Source organism: Pseudomonas sp. WS 5078, assembly GCF_012985745.1.
Lineage (GTDB): Bacteria > Pseudomonadota > Gammaproteobacteria > Pseudomonadales > Pseudomonadaceae > Aquipseudomonas > Aquipseudomonas lundensis_A.
The window spans coordinates 110,581-129,590 of record NZ_JAAQWX010000004.1; the positions used below are offsets into that span (position 1 = coordinate 110,581).

At 60.3% G+C, this 19,010-nt stretch carries 21 protein-coding genes; 20 read left to right on the plus strand and 1 reads right to left on the minus strand.

From position 1 onward, the window contains the following. The first annotated feature begins 1 nt into the window (after nt 1). From HBN68_RS07660 to flhB, 19 genes are all read left to right on the plus strand, one after another. Nucleotides 2-1,405, plus strand: coding sequence for a sigma-54 dependent transcriptional regulator (locus HBN68_RS07660; RefSeq protein ID WP_094992388.1), 1,404 nt, complete (start codon nt 2-4; stop codon nt 1,403-1,405). 166 nt (nt 1,406-1,571) lie between these two features. Then, the gene (fliE, locus tag HBN68_RS07665) at nt 1,572-1,904 is read left to right on the plus strand and encodes a flagellar hook-basal body complex protein FliE (protein WP_094992289.1); all 333 of its coding nucleotides are present in this window, start codon (nt 1,572-1,574) and stop codon (nt 1,902-1,904) included. A gap of 15 nt (nt 1,905-1,919) precedes the next feature. Further along, nucleotides 1,920-3,713: a flagellar basal-body MS-ring/collar protein FliF gene (gene fliF / locus HBN68_RS07670; RefSeq protein WP_169963522.1), complete on the plus strand. Its 1,794-nt coding sequence runs from the start codon at nt 1,920-1,922 to the stop codon at nt 3,711-3,713. Next, nucleotides 3,706-4,728 (plus strand): flagellar motor switch protein FliG, encoded by a 1,023-nt coding sequence (gene fliG / locus HBN68_RS07675; protein WP_047275955.1) that lies wholly within the window; start codon nt 3,706-3,708, stop codon nt 4,726-4,728. The genes fliF and fliG overlap by 8 nt, the downstream gene beginning before the upstream one ends. Further along, nucleotides 4,729-5,502, plus strand: coding sequence for a flagellar assembly protein FliH (gene fliH, locus HBN68_RS07680; protein ID WP_169963520.1), 774 nt, complete (start codon nt 4,729-4,731; stop codon nt 5,500-5,502). It abuts the gene before it with no gap. After that, nucleotides 5,492-6,850 carry a flagellar protein export ATPase FliI gene (fliI, locus tag HBN68_RS07685; RefSeq protein WP_094992286.1) on the plus strand — a complete coding sequence of 453 codons (1,359 nt, stop codon included), beginning with the start codon at nt 5,492-5,494 and terminating at the stop codon, nt 6,848-6,850. The genes fliH and fliI overlap by 11 nt, the downstream gene beginning before the upstream one ends. A 6-nt stretch (nt 6,851-6,856) precedes the next feature. Continuing rightward, nucleotides 6,857-7,309: a flagellar export protein FliJ gene (gene fliJ / locus HBN68_RS07690; RefSeq protein WP_169963518.1), complete on the plus strand. Its 453-nt coding sequence runs from the start codon at nt 6,857-6,859 to the stop codon at nt 7,307-7,309. Nucleotides 7,310-7,395: 86 nt separating this feature from the next. Continuing rightward, nucleotides 7,396-7,701 (plus strand): STAS domain-containing protein, encoded by a 306-nt coding sequence (locus tag HBN68_RS07695; RefSeq protein WP_169963515.1) that lies wholly within the window; start codon nt 7,396-7,398, stop codon nt 7,699-7,701. Further along, nucleotides 7,698-9,413 carry a fused response regulator/phosphatase gene (locus tag HBN68_RS07700; RefSeq protein ID WP_094992283.1) on the plus strand — a complete coding sequence of 572 codons (1,716 nt, stop codon included), beginning with the start codon at nt 7,698-7,700 and terminating at the stop codon, nt 9,411-9,413. Before HBN68_RS07695 ends, HBN68_RS07700 begins: the two co-directional genes overlap by 4 nt. A gap of 30 nt (nt 9,414-9,443) precedes the next feature. Next, the gene (locus HBN68_RS07705) at nt 9,444-9,806 is read left to right on the plus strand and encodes an Hpt domain-containing protein (protein ID WP_169963513.1); all 363 of its coding nucleotides are present in this window, start codon (nt 9,444-9,446) and stop codon (nt 9,804-9,806) included. A gap of 77 nt (nt 9,807-9,883) precedes the next feature. Further along, nucleotides 9,884-11,227, plus strand: coding sequence for a flagellar hook-length control protein FliK (locus HBN68_RS07710; RefSeq protein WP_169963511.1), 1,344 nt, complete (start codon nt 9,884-9,886; stop codon nt 11,225-11,227). Between the two features lie 198 nt (nt 11,228-11,425). Next, on the plus strand, nt 11,426-11,917 hold the full coding sequence (gene fliL, locus HBN68_RS07715) for a flagellar basal body-associated protein FliL (RefSeq protein ID WP_094992280.1): 492 nt from the start codon (nt 11,426-11,428) through the stop codon (nt 11,915-11,917). Between the two features lie 9 nt (nt 11,918-11,926). After that, nucleotides 11,927-12,895: a flagellar motor switch protein FliM gene (gene fliM, locus HBN68_RS07720; RefSeq protein ID WP_047275940.1), complete on the plus strand. Its 969-nt coding sequence runs from the start codon at nt 11,927-11,929 to the stop codon at nt 12,893-12,895. Nucleotides 12,896-12,951: 56 nt separating this feature from the next. Further along, nucleotides 12,952-13,419, plus strand: coding sequence for a flagellar motor switch protein FliN (fliN, locus tag HBN68_RS07725; protein ID WP_094992279.1), 468 nt, complete (start codon nt 12,952-12,954; stop codon nt 13,417-13,419). Then, a complete protein-coding gene (fliO, locus tag HBN68_RS07730) occupies nt 13,420-13,866 on the plus strand; it encodes a flagellar biosynthetic protein FliO (RefSeq protein WP_169963509.1) in 447 nt (148 codons plus the stop codon). Beyond that, entirely contained in the window at nt 13,866-14,609 is a 744-nt protein-coding gene (fliP, locus tag HBN68_RS07735; protein ID WP_094992277.1) for a flagellar type III secretion system pore protein FliP, read from the plus strand. The genes fliO and fliP overlap by 1 nt, the downstream gene beginning before the upstream one ends. Nucleotides 14,610-14,633: 24 nt before the next feature. Further along, nucleotides 14,634-14,903: a flagellar biosynthesis protein FliQ gene (gene fliQ / locus HBN68_RS07740; RefSeq protein ID WP_094992276.1), complete on the plus strand. Its 270-nt coding sequence runs from the start codon at nt 14,634-14,636 to the stop codon at nt 14,901-14,903. Further along, nucleotides 14,904-15,686, plus strand: coding sequence for a flagellar biosynthetic protein FliR (fliR, locus tag HBN68_RS07745; protein ID WP_094992275.1), 783 nt, complete (start codon nt 14,904-14,906; stop codon nt 15,684-15,686). 2 nt (nt 15,687-15,688) lie between these two features. Beyond that, complete coding sequence (gene flhB, locus HBN68_RS07750; protein WP_094992274.1) at nt 15,689-16,825, plus strand: flagellar biosynthesis protein FlhB; 1,137 nt, start codon at nt 15,689-15,691, stop codon at nt 16,823-16,825. Between the two features lie 17 nt (nt 16,826-16,842). Here the strand turns inward: flhB and HBN68_RS07755 are convergent, their stop codons facing one another. Then, nucleotides 16,843-17,985: an RHS repeat-associated core domain-containing protein gene (locus HBN68_RS07755; RefSeq protein ID WP_169963507.1), complete on the minus strand. Its 1,143-nt coding sequence runs from the start codon at nt 17,983-17,985 to the stop codon at nt 16,843-16,845. Between the two features lie 178 nt (nt 17,986-18,163). On the opposite strand from HBN68_RS07755, the gene HBN68_RS07760 reads away from it, so the two are divergent. Beyond that, nucleotides 18,164-18,733 (plus strand): hypothetical protein, encoded by a 570-nt coding sequence (locus tag HBN68_RS07760; protein WP_094992272.1) that lies wholly within the window; start codon nt 18,164-18,166, stop codon nt 18,731-18,733. Nucleotides 18,734-19,010: the final 277 nt, after the last annotated feature.

Genomic DNA, 19,010 nt, shown 5'->3' on the forward strand with positions numbered 1-19,010 from the left:
GATGCGCATCAACGTGCTGCTGGTGGAAGACGATCGGGCCTTGCGTGAAGCGTTGTCAGACACCTTGCTGCTGGCCGGTCATGGCTTTAAGGCGGTGGGTTCTGCCGAAGAAGCGCTACAAGCCGTTTCGCGCGAAGCCTTCAGTCTGGTGGTTAGCGACGTCAACATGCCGGGCATGGACGGTCATGAATTGCTCGGCCTGCTACGGGCGCAGCAACCCCAATTGCCGGTGTTGTTGATGACCGCCCATGGCGCGGTTGAACGGGCGGTGGACGCCATGCGCCAAGGCGCAGCGGATTATCTGGTCAAGCCGTTCGAGCCCAAGGCATTGCTGGACCTGGTGGCGCGCCATGCGCTGGGCAGTTTGGGCGCGGCCGAAGCCCAAGGCCCGGTAGCCATCGAGCCGGCCAGCGTGCAGTTGCTGGAATTGGCTGCCCGCGTGGCGCGCAGCGATTCCACGGTGCTGATCTCGGGTGAATCCGGTACCGGCAAAGAAGTGTTGGCGCGTTACATTCATCAGCATTCCCGTCGGGTGGATCAGCCCTTTGTCGCAATCAACTGTGCGGCGATTCCGGACAACATGCTGGAAGCGACGTTGTTCGGCCACGAAAAGGGCTCTTTCACCGGTGCGATTGCGGCCCAGGCGGGCAAGTTTGAACAAGCGGACGGTGGCACCCTGCTGTTGGACGAAATTTCCGAAATGCCCTTGGGCTTGCAGGCCAAGCTGTTGCGGGTGCTGCAGGAGCGTGAGGTCGAGCGGGTGGGCGGGCGCAAGCCAATTGCGCTGGATATTCGCGTCGTGGCTACCACTAACCGCGATCTGGCGGGCGAAGTGGCGGCGGGGCGGTTTCGTGAAGATTTGTACTACCGGCTTTCAGTGTTTCCACTGGCTTGGCGCCCGCTGCGCGAGCGCACTGCCGACATTCTGCCGCTGGCTGAGCGGTTGTTGGCCAAGCACATCAGCAAAATGAAGCACACCGCCGTGCGTTTTTCGCCTGACGCGCAGGCGTGCCTGACCCACTATGGCTGGCCGGGGAATGTGCGTGAACTGGACAACGCTATTCAGCGCGCATTGATCCTGCAGCAGAGCGGGCTGATCGAGGCGGCGGATTTTTGTCTGTCGGGGCCTGTGGCTTGTGCGCCGTTGTCAGCTGCCGGTGGCGCCAGATTGTCGGCGCCTGTCGAAGCCTTGGGCGTGGAGCCGCTAGAGTCGGCGGGCGCGTTGGGCGATGACCTGCGTCGCCGCGAGTTTCAGATGATTATTGACACCTTGCGCGCCGAACGCGGTCGCCGCAAAGAGGCCGCCGAGCGTTTGGGGATCAGTCCGCGCACTTTGCGCTACAAGTTGGCGCAAATGCGCGATGCGGGCATGGATGTCGAAGCGTACCTGTTCGCCACCCCTTAATAGCTGACGCTTGTCACGGCAGCGGCTCGGGCGCCACTCATCCGTCTGCGACCATTTGTAACGCTATTTGTTCCAGATCAATAAATAACTGGCACCCTTGTTGCTAACACCTCAGTAGATGCTGTGTGAGTGTCAAAAAATTGCGGGCCGTCGGAGACAGTAGTCCATGAGCCAAGGTATTGAATTTAATCGAATGATGTTGGACATGCGGGCCATGCAAATGGACGCCATGGCTCAGCCTAAATCGGCTGTGCAAGCGCCGGCTGAAATGGGGGCGCCCAGCTTCTCCGACATGCTCGGCAACGCGATCAACAAGGTCAGCGAAACCCAGCAGGCATCGACCCAGTTGTCGAATGCGTTTGAAATCGGCAAGAGCGGTGTTGACCTGACTGACGTGATGATTGCATCGCAGAAAGCCAGTGTTTCTTTTCAGGCATTGACCCAAGTACGCAACAAGCTGGTTCAGGCGTACCAAGACATCATGCAGATGCCGGTTTAAGGACGATATTAGGTCATGGCAGAAGCAGTCGCTGATAACGTCCCGGCTAAAGCGGGCTCTACAGAAAGCAAGCCGCCGCTGTTCGGGCTGTCTTTTCTGGAAAACCTTTCCGAGATGACCATGCTGCGTCAGGTCGGCCTGATGGTCGGCCTGGCGGCGAGCGTGGCGATTGGTTTTGCCGTGGTGCTGTGGTCGCAACAGCCCGATTACCGGCCGCTGTACGGCAGCCTGGCCGGTATGGATGCCAAACAGGTCATGGAGACCCTGGCCACCGCCGACATCCCCTACACCGTCGAGCCCAACTCCGGCGCCTTGCTGGTCAAGGCCGATGACGTCGCCCGTGCCCGCCTGAAGCTGGCAGCTGCGGGTGTGTCACCGACGGACAGCAACATCGGCTTCGAGATTCTGGACAAGGATCAGGGCCTGGGCACCAGCCAGTTCATGGAAGCGACGCGTTATCGCCGTGGCCTTGAAGGCGAGCTGGCGCGCACCATTTCCAGCCTGAACAACGTCAAGGGTGCCCGCGTGCACCTGGCCATTCCGAAAAGCTCGGTGTTTGTACGCGACGAACGCAAGCCCAGCGCCTCGGTACTGGTTGAGCTGTACTCGGGCCGCTCGCTGGAGCCAGGTCAGGTGCTGGCGATTATCAATCTGGTGGCCACCAGTGTCCCGGAGTTGACCAAGTCGCAAATCACCGTTGTCGACCAGAAGGGCAACTTGCTGTCGGATCAGGCGGAAAACTCCGAACTGACCATGGCTGGCAAGCAGTTCGACTACAGCCGCCGCATGGAAAGCATGCTCACACAGCGCGTGCACAACATCCTGCAACCGGTATTGGGCAATGACCGCTACAAGGCGGAAGTGTCTGCCGACGTTGATTTCAGCGCCGTCGAGTCGACGTCCGAGCAGTTCAACCCGGACCAACCGGCGTTGCGCAGCGAGCAGTCCACCAATGAACAACGCACCGCCAGCAATGGCCCGCAAGGTGTGCCGGGCGCATTGAGCAACCAGCCGCCAGCGCCTGCTTCGGCGCCGCAACAAACCGGTCAGGCAACCGCCGCCGCAGGCATGGTGCAGCCGGGGCAGCCGCTGCTGGACGCCAACGGTCAGCAAATCATGGACCCGGCCACGGGCCAGCCGATGCTGGCGCCATACCCGGCCGACAAGCGTTCGCAATCGACCAAAAACTTTGAGCTGGATCGCTCCATCAGCCACACCAAGCAGCAGCAGGGTCGAGTCAATCGCCTGTCGGTCGCGGTGGTGGTGGACGATCAGGTCAAAGTTGACCCGGCCACCGGCGACGTCACCCGTGAGCCGTGGAACACCGATCAACTGGCGCGTTTCACGCGTCTGGTGCAAGACGCCGTGGGCTTTGATGCCAGCCGTGGCGACAGCGTGAGCGTGATCAACGTGCCGTTCTCCGCCGAGCGTGGCGAAGTGATTGCCGACATCCCGTTCTACTCGCAGCCCTGGTTCTGGGACGTCGTCAAGCAAGTGTTGGGCGTGCTGTTCATTCTGGTGCTGGTGTTCGGCGTGCTGCGCCCGGTGCTCAACAACATCACCGGTCACGGCCGCAACAAACAAATGGCGCTTGGCAGTGATGCCGAGCTGGGCGGTCTGGGTGGCATTGGCGGTCTGGATGGCGAGTTGGCCAACGACCGCGTCAGCCTGGGTGGCCCACAAAGTATTCTGTTGCCTAGCCCGAGCGAAGGGTATGACGCTCAGTTGAACGCAATCAAAAGTCTGGTAGCAGAAGACCCGGGCCGCGTGGCTCAGGTCGTGAAAGAGTGGATCAACGCTGATGAGTGACAACCGAGCCGCCACCAACCTCAAGCTGACCCGGGTCGACAAAGCCGCGATCCTGCTGCTGTCCCTGGGTGAAACTGACGCGGCCCAGGTGCTGCGGCACATGGGGCCTAAAGAAGTCCAGCGCGTGGGTGTGGCGATGGCGCAAATGCGCAACGTGCACCGTGAGCAGGTTGAGCAGGTGATGAGCGAGTTCGTCGAGATTGTCGGCGACCAGACCAGCCTTGGCGTTGGCTCTGACAGCTACATCCGTAAAATGCTGACCTCGGCACTGGGCGAAGACAAGGCCAATGGCCTGATCGACCGCATCCTGTTGGGGGGCAACACCAGTGGCCTGGACAGCCTGAAATGGATGGAGCCGCGCGCAGTGGCAGACGTCATCCGCTTCGAGCACCCGCAAATCCAGGCCATTGTGGTGGCGTACCTCGACCCCGACCAGGCAGGCGAAGTGCTTGGCCACTTTGACCACAAGGCGCGGCTGGACATCATCCTGCGCGTCTCGTCCCTCAATACCGTGCAGCCTGCCGCCCTTAAAGAGCTGAACCAGATTCTCGAGAAGCAATTCTCCGGCAACTCCAATGCCGCCCGTACCACCTTGGGCGGGATCAAGCGTGCGGCCGACATCATGAACTTCCTCGACAGCTCGACCGAAGGTCAGCTGATGGACTCGATTCGCGAAATCGACGAAGACCTGTCCGGTCAGATCGAAGACCTCATGTTCGTGTTCAACAACCTGGCCGATGTCGACGACCGTGGCATTCAGGCGCTGTTGCGCGAAGTGTCCTCGGACGTGCTGGTACTGGCGCTCAAAGGCTCGGACGACAACGTTCAGGAAAAAATCTTCAAGAACATGTCCAAGCGTGCGTCCGAACTGCTGCGCGACGACCTCGAAGCCAAAGGCCCGGTGCGTGTCAGCGACGTCGAAACGGCGCAGAAAGAAATCCTCACCATTGCCCGCCGTATGGCCGAAGCCGGAGAAATCGTTCTCGGCGGGAAGGGCGGCGAAGAGATGATTTAAGTGAGCAATGCCAAGGGTGAATCGCCCAGTGATGTGATTCGCGCCCGCGATGTCGGCGGTTTTGACGTGTGGTCATTGCCCAGCTTTGACCCGTTTCGCGAAGCGCCGGAACCCGAGCCCGAACCGGTCGAAGAACTGCCGGTCGAGAGCGAAGAAGTGCCGCTGGATGAAGTCCAGCCACTGACCCTCGAAGAGCTCGAAAGCATCCGTCAGGAGGCCTACAACGAGGGCTTCGCCACGGGCGAGAAAGAAGGGTTTCACAGCACGCAGCTCAAGGTCCGCCAGGAAGCCGAAGTGGCTTTGAACGCCAAGGTTTCAAGCCTTGAGCGTCTGATGGCCAGCCTGTTTGCGCCGCTGGCCGAGCAGGACGTGCAACTTGAAAAGGCCATGGTGGGGCTGGTCGAGCACATGACGCGTCTGGTGATCCAGCGCGAGCTGAAAACCGACTCCAGCCAGATTGAGCAGGTCCTGCGCGAAAGCCTCAAATTGTTGCCAATGGGGGCTGACAACATTCGCCTGTTCATCAACCCGCAGGATTTTGACCTGGTCAAAGCACTGCGCGAGCGGCATGACGCCGCGTGGCGGATCCTCGAAGACGACACCTTGCAGCCGGGCGGTTGCCGCGTCGAAACTGAACACAGCCGGATCGATGCCAGCATCGAAACCCGTATCAAGCTGGCCATGAGCCAGTTGTTTGATCAATTGCACGAACAGGCGCTGCACCCGTCTGCGCCGGACATTGACGTCGACCTGGACGCGCCTGATGCACCTTAAACGCACCAGTTTTGCCAAGCGCCTGAGCACGTATTCGCCGGCCATCACCTTGCCCGGCCAGCCGATTGTCGAAGGCCGCTTGCTGCGCATGGTCGGCCTGACCCTTGAGGCCGAAGGCTTGCGCGCCGCCATGGGCAGTCGTTGCCTGGTCATCAACGACGACAGCTTTCATCCGGTGGAAGTCGAAGCCGAAGTGATGGGCTTCTCGGGCAGCAAAATTTTCCTTATGCCGGTGGGCAGCGTTGCGGGCATTGCGCCGGGTGCCCGGGTGGTGCCACTGGCAGACACCGGGCGTTTGCCCATGGGCATGAGCATGCTCGGCCGCGTGCTGGATGGCGCCGGGCGGGCGCTGGACGGCAAAGGCGGGATGAAAGCCGAAGACTGGGTGCCAATGGACGGCCCCACCATCAACCCGCTCAAACGCAACCCGATCAGCGTGCCGCTGGACGTGGGCATCCGCAGCATCAACGGTTTATTGACGGTCGGCCGTGGCCAGCGCCTGGGCCTGTTCGCCGGTACGGGCGTGGGCAAGAGTGTGCTGCTGGGCATGATGACCCGCTTTACCGAGGCCGACATCGTGGTGGTGGGGCTGATCGGGGAGCGGGGCCGCGAAGTAAAGGAGTTCATTGAGCACATCCTCGGTGAAGAAGGCCTCAAGCGCTCGGTGGTGGTTGCATCCCCGGCGGATGACGCGCCCTTGATGCGGATGCGCGCCGCCATGTATTGCACGCGGATTGCCGAATACTTTCGCGACAAAGGTAAAAACGTCCTCTTACTGATGGATTCGCTGACCCGTTTCGCCCAGGCGCAACGGGAAATCGCCTTGGCGATCGGCGAGCCGCCCGCGACCAAGGGCTATCCGCCTTCGGTGTTCGCCAAACTTCCAAAACTGGTGGAACGGGCGGGTAACGCCGAAGCGGGCGGCGGGTCGATCACTGCGTTCTATACGGTGCTGTCCGAGGGGGATGACCAGCAAGACCCGATTGCCGACTCGGCGCGGGGTGTGCTCGACGGCCACATCGTATTGTCCCGGCGGCTGGCCGAAGAGGGCCATTACCCGGCCATCGATATCGAGGCGTCCATCAGCCGGGTCATGCCTTCGGTGGTCAGTGAAGAACACATGCGCCGTGCGCAGCAATTCAAGCAGCTGTGGTCGCGCTTCCAGCAGGCGCGGGACTTGATCAGCGTTGGCGCCTACGTGCCGGGCGGTGATCGCGAAACCGATACCGCGATTGCCCTGCAACCGGCGATGGTGGCGTACCTGCGCCAGGGGTTGAACGACAACATCAGCCTGGGCGAAAGCAGTGGCCATCTGGGGACCATTTTTGCCCCGGCGCCGGGCGGCTAATCCCCTATGGCCGGCGGTGGAAGAGCGGCGCGTCTGGCGCCAGTGGTGGACATGGCCGAAAGCGCTGAAAAAGCCGCGGCGCAGCGCCTCGGTCATTTTCAGGGGCAGGTGAACCTGGCCAACAGCAAGTTGGGCGACCTGGAAAACTTCCGCGCCGAATACCAGTCGCAATGGGTCGACCGTGGCAGTCAGGGTGTTTCGGGCCAATGGCTGCGCAGTTACCAATACTTTCTCAACCAGCTTGAAACCGCCGTTTCCCAGCAGCGCCAGAGTTTGGTCTGGCACGAAAACAACCTCAATAAAGCCCGCGAAACCTGGCAGCAGGCCTACGCGCGGGTCGAAGGTTTGCGCAAACTGGTGCAGCGCTACGCCGACGAAGCGCGGCAGCTGGAAGACAAGCGCGAACAAAAGCTGATGGACGAACTGTCCCAGCGCCTGCCGCGCCGCGACACGCTTTAAGCCCGCCGGATTCCCGTCAGGGGATGTGAAATTGTCATCGACGTCTATAGTTCTGGGCACTTGACCTCAGATAAGGATGCGTGCGCATGGCTGTGACAGCTGAACTCACTCCGGATGGTAAAAAACTGACGTTAGCGATCAAGGGTCGTTTTGATTTCGGCAGGCATCATGATTTCAGGGATGCCTACGAACGGCTGGAGCACACGCCTGATCAGTACGTGGTTGACCTCAAAGACACGACTTACGTCGACAGTTCCGCGCTGGGCATGCTGTTGCTGTTGCGTGACCATGCGGGGGGCGATGAGTCGGATGTGCGTATCGTCAATTGCAATCCTGACGTGCGCAAAATTTTCGCCATCTCCAACTTTGGCAAGCTGTTTGATATCAGTTGAAAGGGCCAGAATCTGATCTCCAGCCGCTCACCCTGCTGATCGCAGAAGACAGTGCGGTCGACCGGTTGCTGCTTTCGCGCATTGTCGGCAAACAGGGGCATCGCGTGCTGCTGGCAGCCAATGGCGCCGAAGCCGTGACGCTGTTTGCCGAGCAGCGCCCGCAAATGGTGCTGATGGACGCGCTGATGCCGGTCATGGACGGCTTTGAAGCCACCAGGCAGATTAAGGCGCTAGCGGGTGAGACGCTGGTACCGATCATTTTCCTGACCTCGCTTGAGCACACCGACGCGTTGACCCGGGCGCTGGAAGCGGGGGGCGACGATGTGCTGATCAAGCCTTATAACCCGCAGGTGCTGGCCGCCAAAATCATCGTCATGGACCGTATGCGGCGTTTGCAGGACACCGTGTTGCAGCAACGCAACCTGATCGCTCGGCACAACACATACCTGCTCAACGAACAGCGGGTGGCCAAGGCGGTGTTTGATCGGGTGGCGCACTCTGGCTGTTTAAAGGCACCGAACATTCAGTATTTGCAGTCGCCGTATGCCTTGTTCAACGGCGATTTATTACTTGCAGCCTACACCCCGACCGGCGATATCCACGTGTTGCTGGGCGACTTCACTGGCCACGGGTTGCCTGCCGCAATCGGCGCCATGCCGCTGGCGGAGGTGTTCTACAGCATGACGGCCAAAGGCTATGGCCTGGCGGAAATCCTGCGCGAGATGAATGCCAAGCTCAAACGCATCCTGCCCGTGGACATGTTCTGCTGCGCCACACTGGCCTGCGTGAGTGCCCAGCGGCGCATTGTCGAACTCTGGAATGGCGGCATGCCGGACGGTTATCTGCAGGTCCGGGCGACCGGCGAACGCACCCCGTTGCCCTCCCGGCATTTGCCGCTGGGCGTGCTCACGTCCGACGCCTTTGATGACGCCACCGATGTGCTGCCCATGGCGCCGGGCGACCAGCTGTTTTTACTCTCGGACGGCGTTATCGACACCCCGGGGCCTGATGATCAACTGTTTGGCGTGCAAGGGCTGGAGCGCGTGTTTGCCCGTAATCAGGACCCGGCGCGGTTGATCGATGAGGTGGTACAGGCGCTGCGCGATTTTCAGGGGCACAAGCGCGATGACGTGAGCCTGGTGCACATCACGTCGCAACTGCCGCAACCCTGGAACATACCGCCGATTCTCTATGCCGACAGCGGACGTTGCAGCCCGCTGGACTGGTCGGCCAGCTTTGAGTTTAGGGCCCAATCCCTGCAACAGTTCAACCCGTTGCCCTACCTGCTGCAGTTGCTGATGGAGGTCCATGGGCTGCGTGTGCAGGGGGCAGTGATCCATGCGGTTCTGGCCGAACTGTACGCCAATGCCCTGGAGCATGGCGTTTTGGGCCTTGACTCTCGAATCAAGCGCAACGCCGCCGGGTTCGCGCAGTATTACCTGAGCCGGGAAGCGCGGCTGGAAGCGCTCAAGGAAGGATTTGTCCGGCTGCATCTGCGGGTTGAGCCTATGCTCAATGGTGGACGTTTAGTGATACAGGTTGAAGACAGCGGAAAAGGATTCGATGTCAGCAAGGTATTGGCGCGTCCACTGGACAAAGGGCGCCTTTCAGGGCGCGGCGTGAGTCTGGTGCGTCAATTGTGCCCCGCGGCGCGTTGGTCAGACGATGGTCGCAGCGCGTACGTGGAGTTTTCGTGGGAGGCTCTGGCATAATCCGCCCATTCTTGATCAAGGAGTGAACAAGTGTCTGACTTACATATGGACCCAGCCGTAGTGAACGCGTTACGCGACGTGATGGAGGGTGGGTTTGCCGACCTGCTGGACACCTTTATCGCTGACTCGGACGAACGTCTGCAACACTTGCATCTGGCGCGCGGTCCTACAGAGCTGATGGGGGTTGCCCACAGCTTCAAAGGTAGCAGCTGCAACATGGGTGCCACTCGTTTGGCGCGGTTGTGCGGCGAACTTGAAGCCCGGGTGCAAAAAATGCCTTTGGTCGGCATCGAAGAGCTGGTGCTGAAAATCGACCATGAATATCAAACCGTGCGCCGGCTGTATTGCGCCGAACGCAAGCGCTGCGGGGCTGTGCACGTGGTTTCCCACTGATGCTGGCAAAGCTGGCCCGAACCTTGCTCTGAATCTCTCACCTGTACCTACGCCAGCCCGTACAGTGGAGACCTGACATGCCGCTTGCCGCCAACCCGCTTCTTCAGACACCTGCCGCCGCTGCGTCCAAAGCCGCGGCGGGCAATGCGTCCCAGACTGCCGTTGAGCCCAATAAAAACGGGGCTCAGCCCTTCTCGAAGGTGTACGCCAAGGCGTCGCAAGGCACGGCCTTCAATGCAGCCGATAAAGTGGCAAAACCGACCCGGGACAACCCTGCGCACGCGCCTGCCAAGCCAGACCTGCGCACTGACAAAGATGGCGTAAAACCTGCGAACGTTGCCGATAGCGGCAAACCCTTGCCTGGCGGCAAGCGCACGGACAACGCCGCTGCTGATCAGGACGACAGCGTGGCGAAACCGGTCGACGACGCGGCATCGACCGATCCCTCAGCACTGACGCCGGTCGCGCCGACGTTGCCCGTTACGCCGCCGGTGGTAGACATGCCGGTTGAAACAGTGCCGCAACAGCCACCAGCCGATGCGTCGCAACTGGCAGCGGCCGCCACTGCGGCGGCTGCGGTTCAGCCTCAACCGGTGGCCGATGACAATTTCGACCCCGAGGCTGATCCCCTCGACGACCTGCCTGCTGTGCGCCTGGCCATGGAGCAGGGCGGGCACGTGTCCGCCAGCAGTCAGGCACCCGCCAAAAGCGCTCCCGCCGAGAACACCGTCCCGACTGCCCAAACCCAGGGGCAGGCCAGCGGCACTGCCATGCTGATCGAGCCGAAGACCGATTCACACACCTCGGGCGAGGGCGGCGAAAAAGCCTTCAAGGGGTTGGTGGACGATGGCCTCAAAGACCTGAAAAGCGCTTCCAGCGACACCCGTGTCGATGACTTCGCCAATCGGCTGGCGGCATTGACCCAAGCGGCGGTGCCTAAAACGGCCAATGCCTTGCCGGTCAACCAGCCCTTGGCCATGCACCAGAACGGCTGGTCTGAAGAAGTGGTCAACCGGGTGATGTACCTGTCCAGCGCCAACCTCAAATCGGCTGACATTCAACTGGAGCCCGCCGAGCTTGGGCGACTGGACATTCGCGTCAACATTGCCGCCGACCAGCCGGCGCAGGTCAACTTCATGAGCTGTCACGCGGGCGTGCGTGAGGCGCTGGAGGGGCAAATGCACCGTTTGCGTGAGATGTTTGCCCAACAGGGCATGGGCCAAGTTGACGTTAACGTGTCGGATCAATCGCGTAATTGGCAGGGACCAGGTCAGGAGCAGCAGGGCCAGAACCGCGCCAACGGCACTGCCAACGGTGGGCGAGCGGACGGCGTTGAGCAGGACGAGCTGTCCGTGGCGGGCGTTGAAGCGGCTGCGCCCAGTGTGATTCTGGGCTCCAGTGCGGTGGATTATTACGCCTGATAACCAGGTTCGCAGCCTTGAGCGATGGCGACAGGTAAACGCGGTCGTCGCTGTCGCCCACAGCGCGGTTATCGCCGCGTTATCGCCCTCCAGCACCGCTGAAGCTAAACAATGCCCGTCCGACCCTCACTTCTGGCATAACACTTGCTCTTGCCTAGCCATGCACCTGTGAAAACCGAATAGTGACGGATTATTGGCATGGCGAAGAGCGACGCAGTGAAAGACCCCGCCCAGAAAGGCAAACTCAAGCTGATTATCCTGATCGTCGTGGCGTTGCTGCTGGCGATTGGTCTGTCGGTAGGCGCTACCTGGTATTTCATGCACAGCGCCCAGAGCACGCCTGAAGCAGTGGTCGACCCGAACGTTAAAGTCGCGGCGATCTACGAGCCGATGGCGCCTGCGTTCGTGCTCAACTACAACGCCAATGGTCGCCAGCGCTATATGCAAGTGAGCATGACCCTGCAAGCCCGTAACCAGGCCGACCTGGACGCGCTCAAGGTGCACATGCCCATGATCCGCAACAACCTTGTGATGCTGTTTTCCGGGGAAACCTTCGACAGCATCGCCACGCCGGTGGGTCAGGAAATGTTGCGTCAGAAAGCCACTGCCAGTGTGCAGGCCGTTGCGCAAAAAGAGCTCGGCAAAGTGGTGATCGATCAGGTGCTCTTTACTAACTTCGTATTGCAGTAGGATCACGACATGGCCGTGCAAGACCTGCTGTCCCAGGATGAGATCGATGCGCTGTTGCATGGCGTCGATGACGGTCTGGTACAGACCGAAATGGCTGCCGAACCCGGCAGCGTCAAAAGTTACGACCTGACCAGTCAGGACCGTATCGTTCGCGGGCGCATGCCGACCCTCGAAATGATCAACGAGCGTTTCGCGCGCTATACCCGCATCAGCATGTTCAACATGCTGCGTCGCTCTGCCGACGTGGCAGTGGGCGGGGTGCAGGTGATGAAGTTCGGTGAGTACGTGCATTCGCTGTACGTGCCGACCAGCTTGAACCTGGTCAAGATCAAGCCGCTGCGCGGCACGGCGCTGTTCATCCTGGATGCCAAGTTGGTGTTCAAGCTGGTGGACAACTTCTTCGGCGGTGACGGACGTCACGCCAAGATCGAAGGCCGTGAGTTCACGCCGACCGAGTTGCGCGTGGTGCGCATGGTGCTGGAGCAGGCCTTCATCGACTTGAAAGAAGCCTGGCAGGCGATCATGGAAGTCAATTTCGAGTACATCAACTCGGAAGTGAACCCGGCCATGGCCAACATCGTCGGCCCGAGCGAGGCGATTGTGGTCTCCACCTTCCACATCGAGCTGGACGGCGGTGGCGGCGATCTGCACGTGACCATGCCGTACTCGATGATCGAACCGGTGCGCGAGATGCTCGACGCCGGTTTCCAGTCCGACCTCGACGATCAGGACGAGCGCTGGAGCAAGGCGCTGCGTGAAGACGTGCTCGACGTCAGTGTGCCCCTCAGCGCCACGGTGGCCCGTCGTCAGTTGCGTCTGCGGGACATTCTGCACATGCAGCCCGGCGACGTGATCCCCATCGAGCTGCAGGACGAACTGGTCATGCGTGCCAATGGCGTGCCGTCGTTCAAGGTCAAACTGGGTTCGCACAAGGGCAATCTCGCCCTGCAAGTGGTTGAACCCATCGACCGGCGCTAAGCGCCGGTTTCAAGAATTCGCTCTGTAACTGATTGACTGCCCGCCGAGGACAAATGATGGCTGACGAACACGAAATGACTTCCGCCGAAGATCAGGCTCTGGCCGATGAATGGGCGGCTGCGCTGGAAGAAACCGGCGATGTGGGCCAACACGACATTGACGCGTTGCTGGCGGCCGATGCGGCCAAGGCCCCGTCGTCCAACCGCGTGCCCATGGAAGAATTCGGCAGCGTGCCGCGCAACAATGAGCCGGTTACGCTGGACGGCCCCAACCTGGACGTGATTCTGGACATTCCGGTGTCAATCTCCATGGAAGTGGGCAGTACCGACATCAACATCCGTAACTTGCTGCAACTCAACCAGGGGTCGGTGATCGAGCTGGACCGTCTGGCGGGTGAGCCGCTGGACGTGCTGGTCAATGGCACGCTGATTGCGCACGGCGAAGTGGTGGTGGTGAACGAAAAGTTCGGCATTCGCCTCACGGACGTGATCAGCCCAAGCGAACGCATCAAGAAGCTGCGCTAAGTGAAGCGGCTACTCGGCGGTTTACTGGCGTTACCGTTCAGCGTGCTGGCGGCCGAGCCGCTGGCCACTGCGACTGCGACTGCGGCGGCTGCGCCAGTGGTCGGTAGCGGCATTGGCGGTCAATTGACCCAGCTGGTGCTGGGCCTGCTGCTGGTGCTAGGCCTGATTTTCGGCCTGGCCTGGCTGTTGCGTCGGGTTCAGCACGCCGGGCCGCGCCAGGGGCAGGTGATTGAACTCATCAGTTCGCGTGCGCTGGGTGCACGTGATCGCCTGGTGCTGGTGCAGGTGGGCAATGAGCAGATCCTGCTGGGCCTGACGCCCGGTCGCATCACGCCATTGCATGTGCTCAAGGAGCCGGTGACGTTGCCGCCCACCCCGCAACCCGCCACGCCGGAATTTGCCAAGCGCCTGATGGAACTGATGGGCAATCAGAAGGACAAGCCGTAATGCGTTTAGTCGTTGCGCTGTTGTTGGCGCTGGCCGCGCCGTTGGCGTTCGGTGCCGATCCGTTGTCGATCCCGGCCATCACGTTGGGCACGGGTGCCGACGGCCAGCAAGAGTATTCGGTCAGCCTGCAAATCCTGCTGATCATGACGGCGCTGAGCTTTATCCCGGCGTTCGTCATGCTGATGACCAGTTTCACGCGGATCATCATTGTGTTTTCCATCCTGCGTCAGGCGTTGGGGCTGCAACAAACCCCGTCCAACCAGATCCTGACCGGCATGGCGTTGTTTCTGACCCTGTTCATCATGGCGCCGGTGTTCGACAAAATTAACGAAAACGCCTTGCAGCCGTACCTTGCTGAAAAGCTTTCGGCGCAGGACGCGATTCTCAAGGCCGAAGGCCCGATCAAGGACTTCATGCTGGCGCAGACCCGCACCAGCGACCTTGAGCTGTTCATGCGCCTGTCCAAGCGGACCGACATCGCCACCCCGGATGCCGCACCGCTGACCATCCTGGTGCCTGCATTTGTTACCTCGGAACTGAAAACCGCGTTCCAGATCGGCTTCATGATCTTCATTCCGTTCCTGATCATCGACCTGGTGGTGGCCAGTGTGCTGATGGCCATGGGCATGATGATGCTGTCGCCGCTGATTATTTCGTTGCCGTTCAAAATCATGCTGTTTGTACTGGTGGATGGCTGGGCGCTGATTATCGGCACGCTGGCCAGCAGTTTTGGCGGTGTGTAACGCCATGTCCGGGAGTAAGGCGCAATGACCCCAGAAGTCGCGGTTGACCTGTTTCGCAGCGCGTTGTGGCTCACCACCATCATGGTGGCGGTGCTGGTGGTGCCCAGCTTGCTGGTGGGCCTGATGGTCGCCATGTTTCAGGCCGCTACGCAAATCAACGAACAGACCCTGAGCTTCCTGCCGCGCTTGCTGGTTATGCTCGTGACCCTGATCGTGGCCGGGCCGTGGCTGGTACAGACGTTTATGGAATACATCCTGTCGTTGTACGGCAGCATTCCGCAGTTGATCGGCTAAATGTCGCTGCTGGCCCTGACGGACGCGCAGATCAGTACCTGGGTCGCCAGCTTTATGCTGCCGCTGTTCCGGGTTGGCGCGCTGTTGACCACCATGCCGATCATTGGCACGACGCTGGTGCCCAAGCGCATCAAGCTGTTTTTGTCGCTTGCCATTACGTTGGCCATCATGCCCAGCCTGCCGCCGTTGCCCACCGTCAACCCGCTGGACCTGAGCGGGCTGATGCTGATTGCCGAGCAAATCATCATCGGCGCGTTAATGGGTTTTTCGTTGCAGCTGTTTTTTCAGGCGTTCGTGGTGGCCGGGCAGATCGTCGCCATCCAGATGGGCATGGGCTTTGCGTCCATGGTCGACCCGGCCAACGGGGTCAATGTGGCGGTGATCGGGCAGTTTTTCACCATGCTGGTGACGTTGCTGTTCCTGTCCATGAACGGGCATTTGGTGGTGTTCGAAGTGCTCACCGAAAGCTTTACCACGTTGCCGGTCGGTGGCGGTTTATTGACCCTGCATTTTTGGGAAGTGGTCGGCAAACTGGGCTGGGTGTTGGGCGCCGCCCTGATGCTGGTGCTGCCGGCGATTACCGCGCTGCTGGTGGTCAACATTGCCTTTGGCGTCATGACCCGGGCGGCACCGCAGTTGAACATCTTCGCCATCGGCTTTCCGCTGACGCTGGTGCTGGGCATGGTGATCCTGTGGATCAGCCTGGCGGACATTCTCAATCAGTATCAACCGCTGGCCAGCGAGGCCTTGCAGTTCTTACGTGATCTGGCACAGGCGAAATAGCCATGGCCGAAAGCGAGAGTGGCGCCGACAAAACAGAAGACCCCACGGAGAAACGAAAAAAGGACTCCAGGGAAAAGGGCGAAATCGCACGCTCCAAAGAGCTGAATACGCTGGCCATCATGCTCGCCGGTTCAATCGGCCTGATCATCTTTGGTGGCGCGCTGGCGCAGGACATGATGGAAATCATGCGCTACAACTTCAGCATCAGCCGCGAAGTGTTGCTCAACCCGGATTCCATGGGCGCCTTCCTGCTGCATTCGGGCAAGATCGCGCTGATTGCGCTGCAACCTGTGCTTATCACCCTGCTGATTGCCGCGCTGGTGGGGCCGATTGCGCTGGGGGGCTGGTTATTCGCGGCGGGCAGCCTGGCGCCCAAATTCAGCCGTATGAACCCCGCAGCGGGGATCAAGCGCATGTTCTCGGCCAAGGCGCTGGTTGAACTGCTCAAAGCGCTGGCCAAATTCTTCATCATTCTGATCGTGGCCTTGTTGGTGCTTAAGGCCGACATCGACGACTTGCAGCGCATCGCCCATGAACCGCTGGAACTGGCGGTGATCCACAGCCTGCAAGTGGTGGCGTGGAGTGCGTTGTGGATGGCCTGCGGGTTAATCCTGATTGCCGCCGTGGACGTGCCCGTGCAGCTGTGGGAAAGCCACAAAAAATTGCTCATGACCAAGCAGGAAGTGCGCGACGAACACAAGGACCAGGAAGGGCGCCCGGAAGTCAAACAACGGATCCGCCAGACCCAGCGCGAGATGAGCCAGCGGCGCATGATGAGCGCCATCCCGGATGCGGATGTGATCATCACCAACCCGACCCACTTCGCCGTTGCCCTCAAATACGACCCCGAGAAAGGCGCTGCGCCGATGCTATTGGCCAAAGGCAGCGACTTTCTGGCGCTAAAAATCCGTGAAATCGGCGCCAAGCACGACATTCTGCTGCTCGAGTCCCCGGCGCTGGCGCGTTCGATCTACTACTCCACCGAGCTGGACCAGGAAATCCCCGCCGGCTTGTACCTGGCCGTGGCCCAAGTGCTGGCGTACGTCTACCAGATCCGCCAGCATCAGGCGGGCAAGGGCAAGCGGCCTGATCCGCTCAACGACCTGCCCATCCCGCCGGATTTACGGCGCGATGAGTGACGTGTTTTTCTGCGGGTCTAGAGTTGAGTCTCTCTAATCCTCGCGCCGGTCTCCGCAACTTCCGTGTATCTATGGACTTCAGGTAAGTTATTTATTCTGACTGTCACTTTTCGAGGTGTTGTCACTTCCTGTGCCTGGCTGATGGGGGTGTACTCAGGGACTTTGCCACGAGGCCCGCGCTGTATTTCAAGCGGCAAACTCTCAAACGTAGGAAGCGATGATTGTCGACTGTGTTGGGACGAAAATTGAAAGCCAGGGCGGGGGGGTAGATAGGGCGGAGAAGGTTCGAAATTGCGGTTAGGTATAAATCTGCTTGAATCATTTAAGGCCCCTTCCATTTCGTCCAGTGAGCTGAGTGAGGCCCGACTTGACAGCCCACGAAAACCTTGGCGGCTCGCACGTGCACCCGTCGTCATGGAGATAGCACCGAGCGTCGCGCTGGTGCCAGCCATGATTGCGCCAAGTCGTGTTCCCGGCAATCTGGCTGCAACGCCGCCACACAGCACCCCAAGCGCCCCGCTAAAATAAGCGGCCAGCGCTGGGCCGCTTGTGCGGGCAGGGCTACTGAGAGCAAGGGCTATGCCTCCCATCGATGAAGAAATACCCTGGACAGCCAAGAGGGTATTCCCGGAGGCAATAAAGTGCCCTGACGGGTCTCGATAGTTGATCGGATTATTCAAGCAGTAGCTGTAGCAATTGATCCCGCCCTTACCAAACGGACTCCAACTGTCGGGGCTGTTAAAGCGCATCAACACGGGATTAAACGCCCGATACCCGTTGCCCAATAAATAATGCCCGGTCACAGGGTCTGCGCATTCACCGTTAAATGCCAATAGATGCTCATTGGCGCCTGCTGTTGGATGGTGACCATAGGGTGAATAAGCCATTGCCCGTTGTTCTGAACTGCCCACCGTATGCAGCACGGAGTGCTGCGTGTCGGTGGCGAGCAGGGTGCTGGCGGTTGATGTTGAATCACTGCGCTGTTGCGCAAGCAACTGGTCGCCGTGCTGCAGGATGGTGTGCCGCACGTCGCCCTGGATGTCCGTGGCGAGCCTGTTTTGCCGATAAAAGCGTTGGCGTGGCGCCTGGGGGTGGGGTAGCAAGCCCGCCAGCCGATCAAGCGGGTCGTAGTCATAGTGGCACAGCAGTGCTTTTTTCATGGAAGCTCTCGCGCGCGTGGAGGAATGCTTGATGATGAGCGCGAGCAGGCGTCACGGGTACTGGCAGTTCTATCAGGTGGTCACCCTGTCAATGTTGCCAGTAGTCGGTTTGCCCAAACCTGCTTAACTAGGGATAGAGCGCGCCCTGGCGTTTGTTGACCGGCAATGGAGATGCGCGATGCCTATTGAGTTAACCCTGATTCCTGATGCGTCTGTCAAAACCTATGCGTTGAGTGATGCCCACGGTTTGGCCATGGCCGAGCTGGAGGGGTTGTTTCCGGCGTTCCCCGCGCTGGAGGGCACGTTTGCGATTTTTTGGCTGGATCAGGCGCTCGATCAACATGTGGTGGGGTTCAGCACCGAGGGCGCCAACCTGCTGGCGGTGATTTCGCTGCCGACCGTGCCGCAGGGTTGTGGCCACGAGGCGTATTACGCCGCCGTGCTGGAGCGGTGCGAGAAAGAGCGCGAAACGATTTTGCGATTTTTGCGCAAGTCATTGAGTTCGGAAGGGATCAATGGGATCTGTGCACGCAGTTTTATCCTGTGCAACCTGGTGCGCCCGTTGAAGCTCGACAGTGTGCCGGTGTGGAAGGATCGGCCGCACACGCGGGACGGGCGCTGCGGGGATATTCTGATTGGCGGGCGCGGGTCGGAGCGCTATCAGCCCAACCGCAAGATTGATGTGGTGTTCGGGGCCAGCAGCAGTGCGTGCCTGGTCATTGATTTGGGGGAGTGGCGCTGGAATTGAACCCTGCGTGAGTGTGCGGGGTCGGGTGTCTGGCGTGTGCATGCGGTCGCGTCGGCCCGCAGCATTATCAGCCCCTTCAGACAGGTTTGCTGCTTGCCGCGCCTCTGCGCAGGCGCTTATAGTCCGCGCTCGCCCACATGGCGACCGGGTTTGGCGACTCGGAACTTAACCGTAGATGCAGAAGCGTCATGAGTCTTTGCGCGTACAATCCGTGCCCTGTAGGACTTTATGGCGGTTGTGCGTGGGAGACTTTCGAGTCTGCCGGGTTTTTATGGTT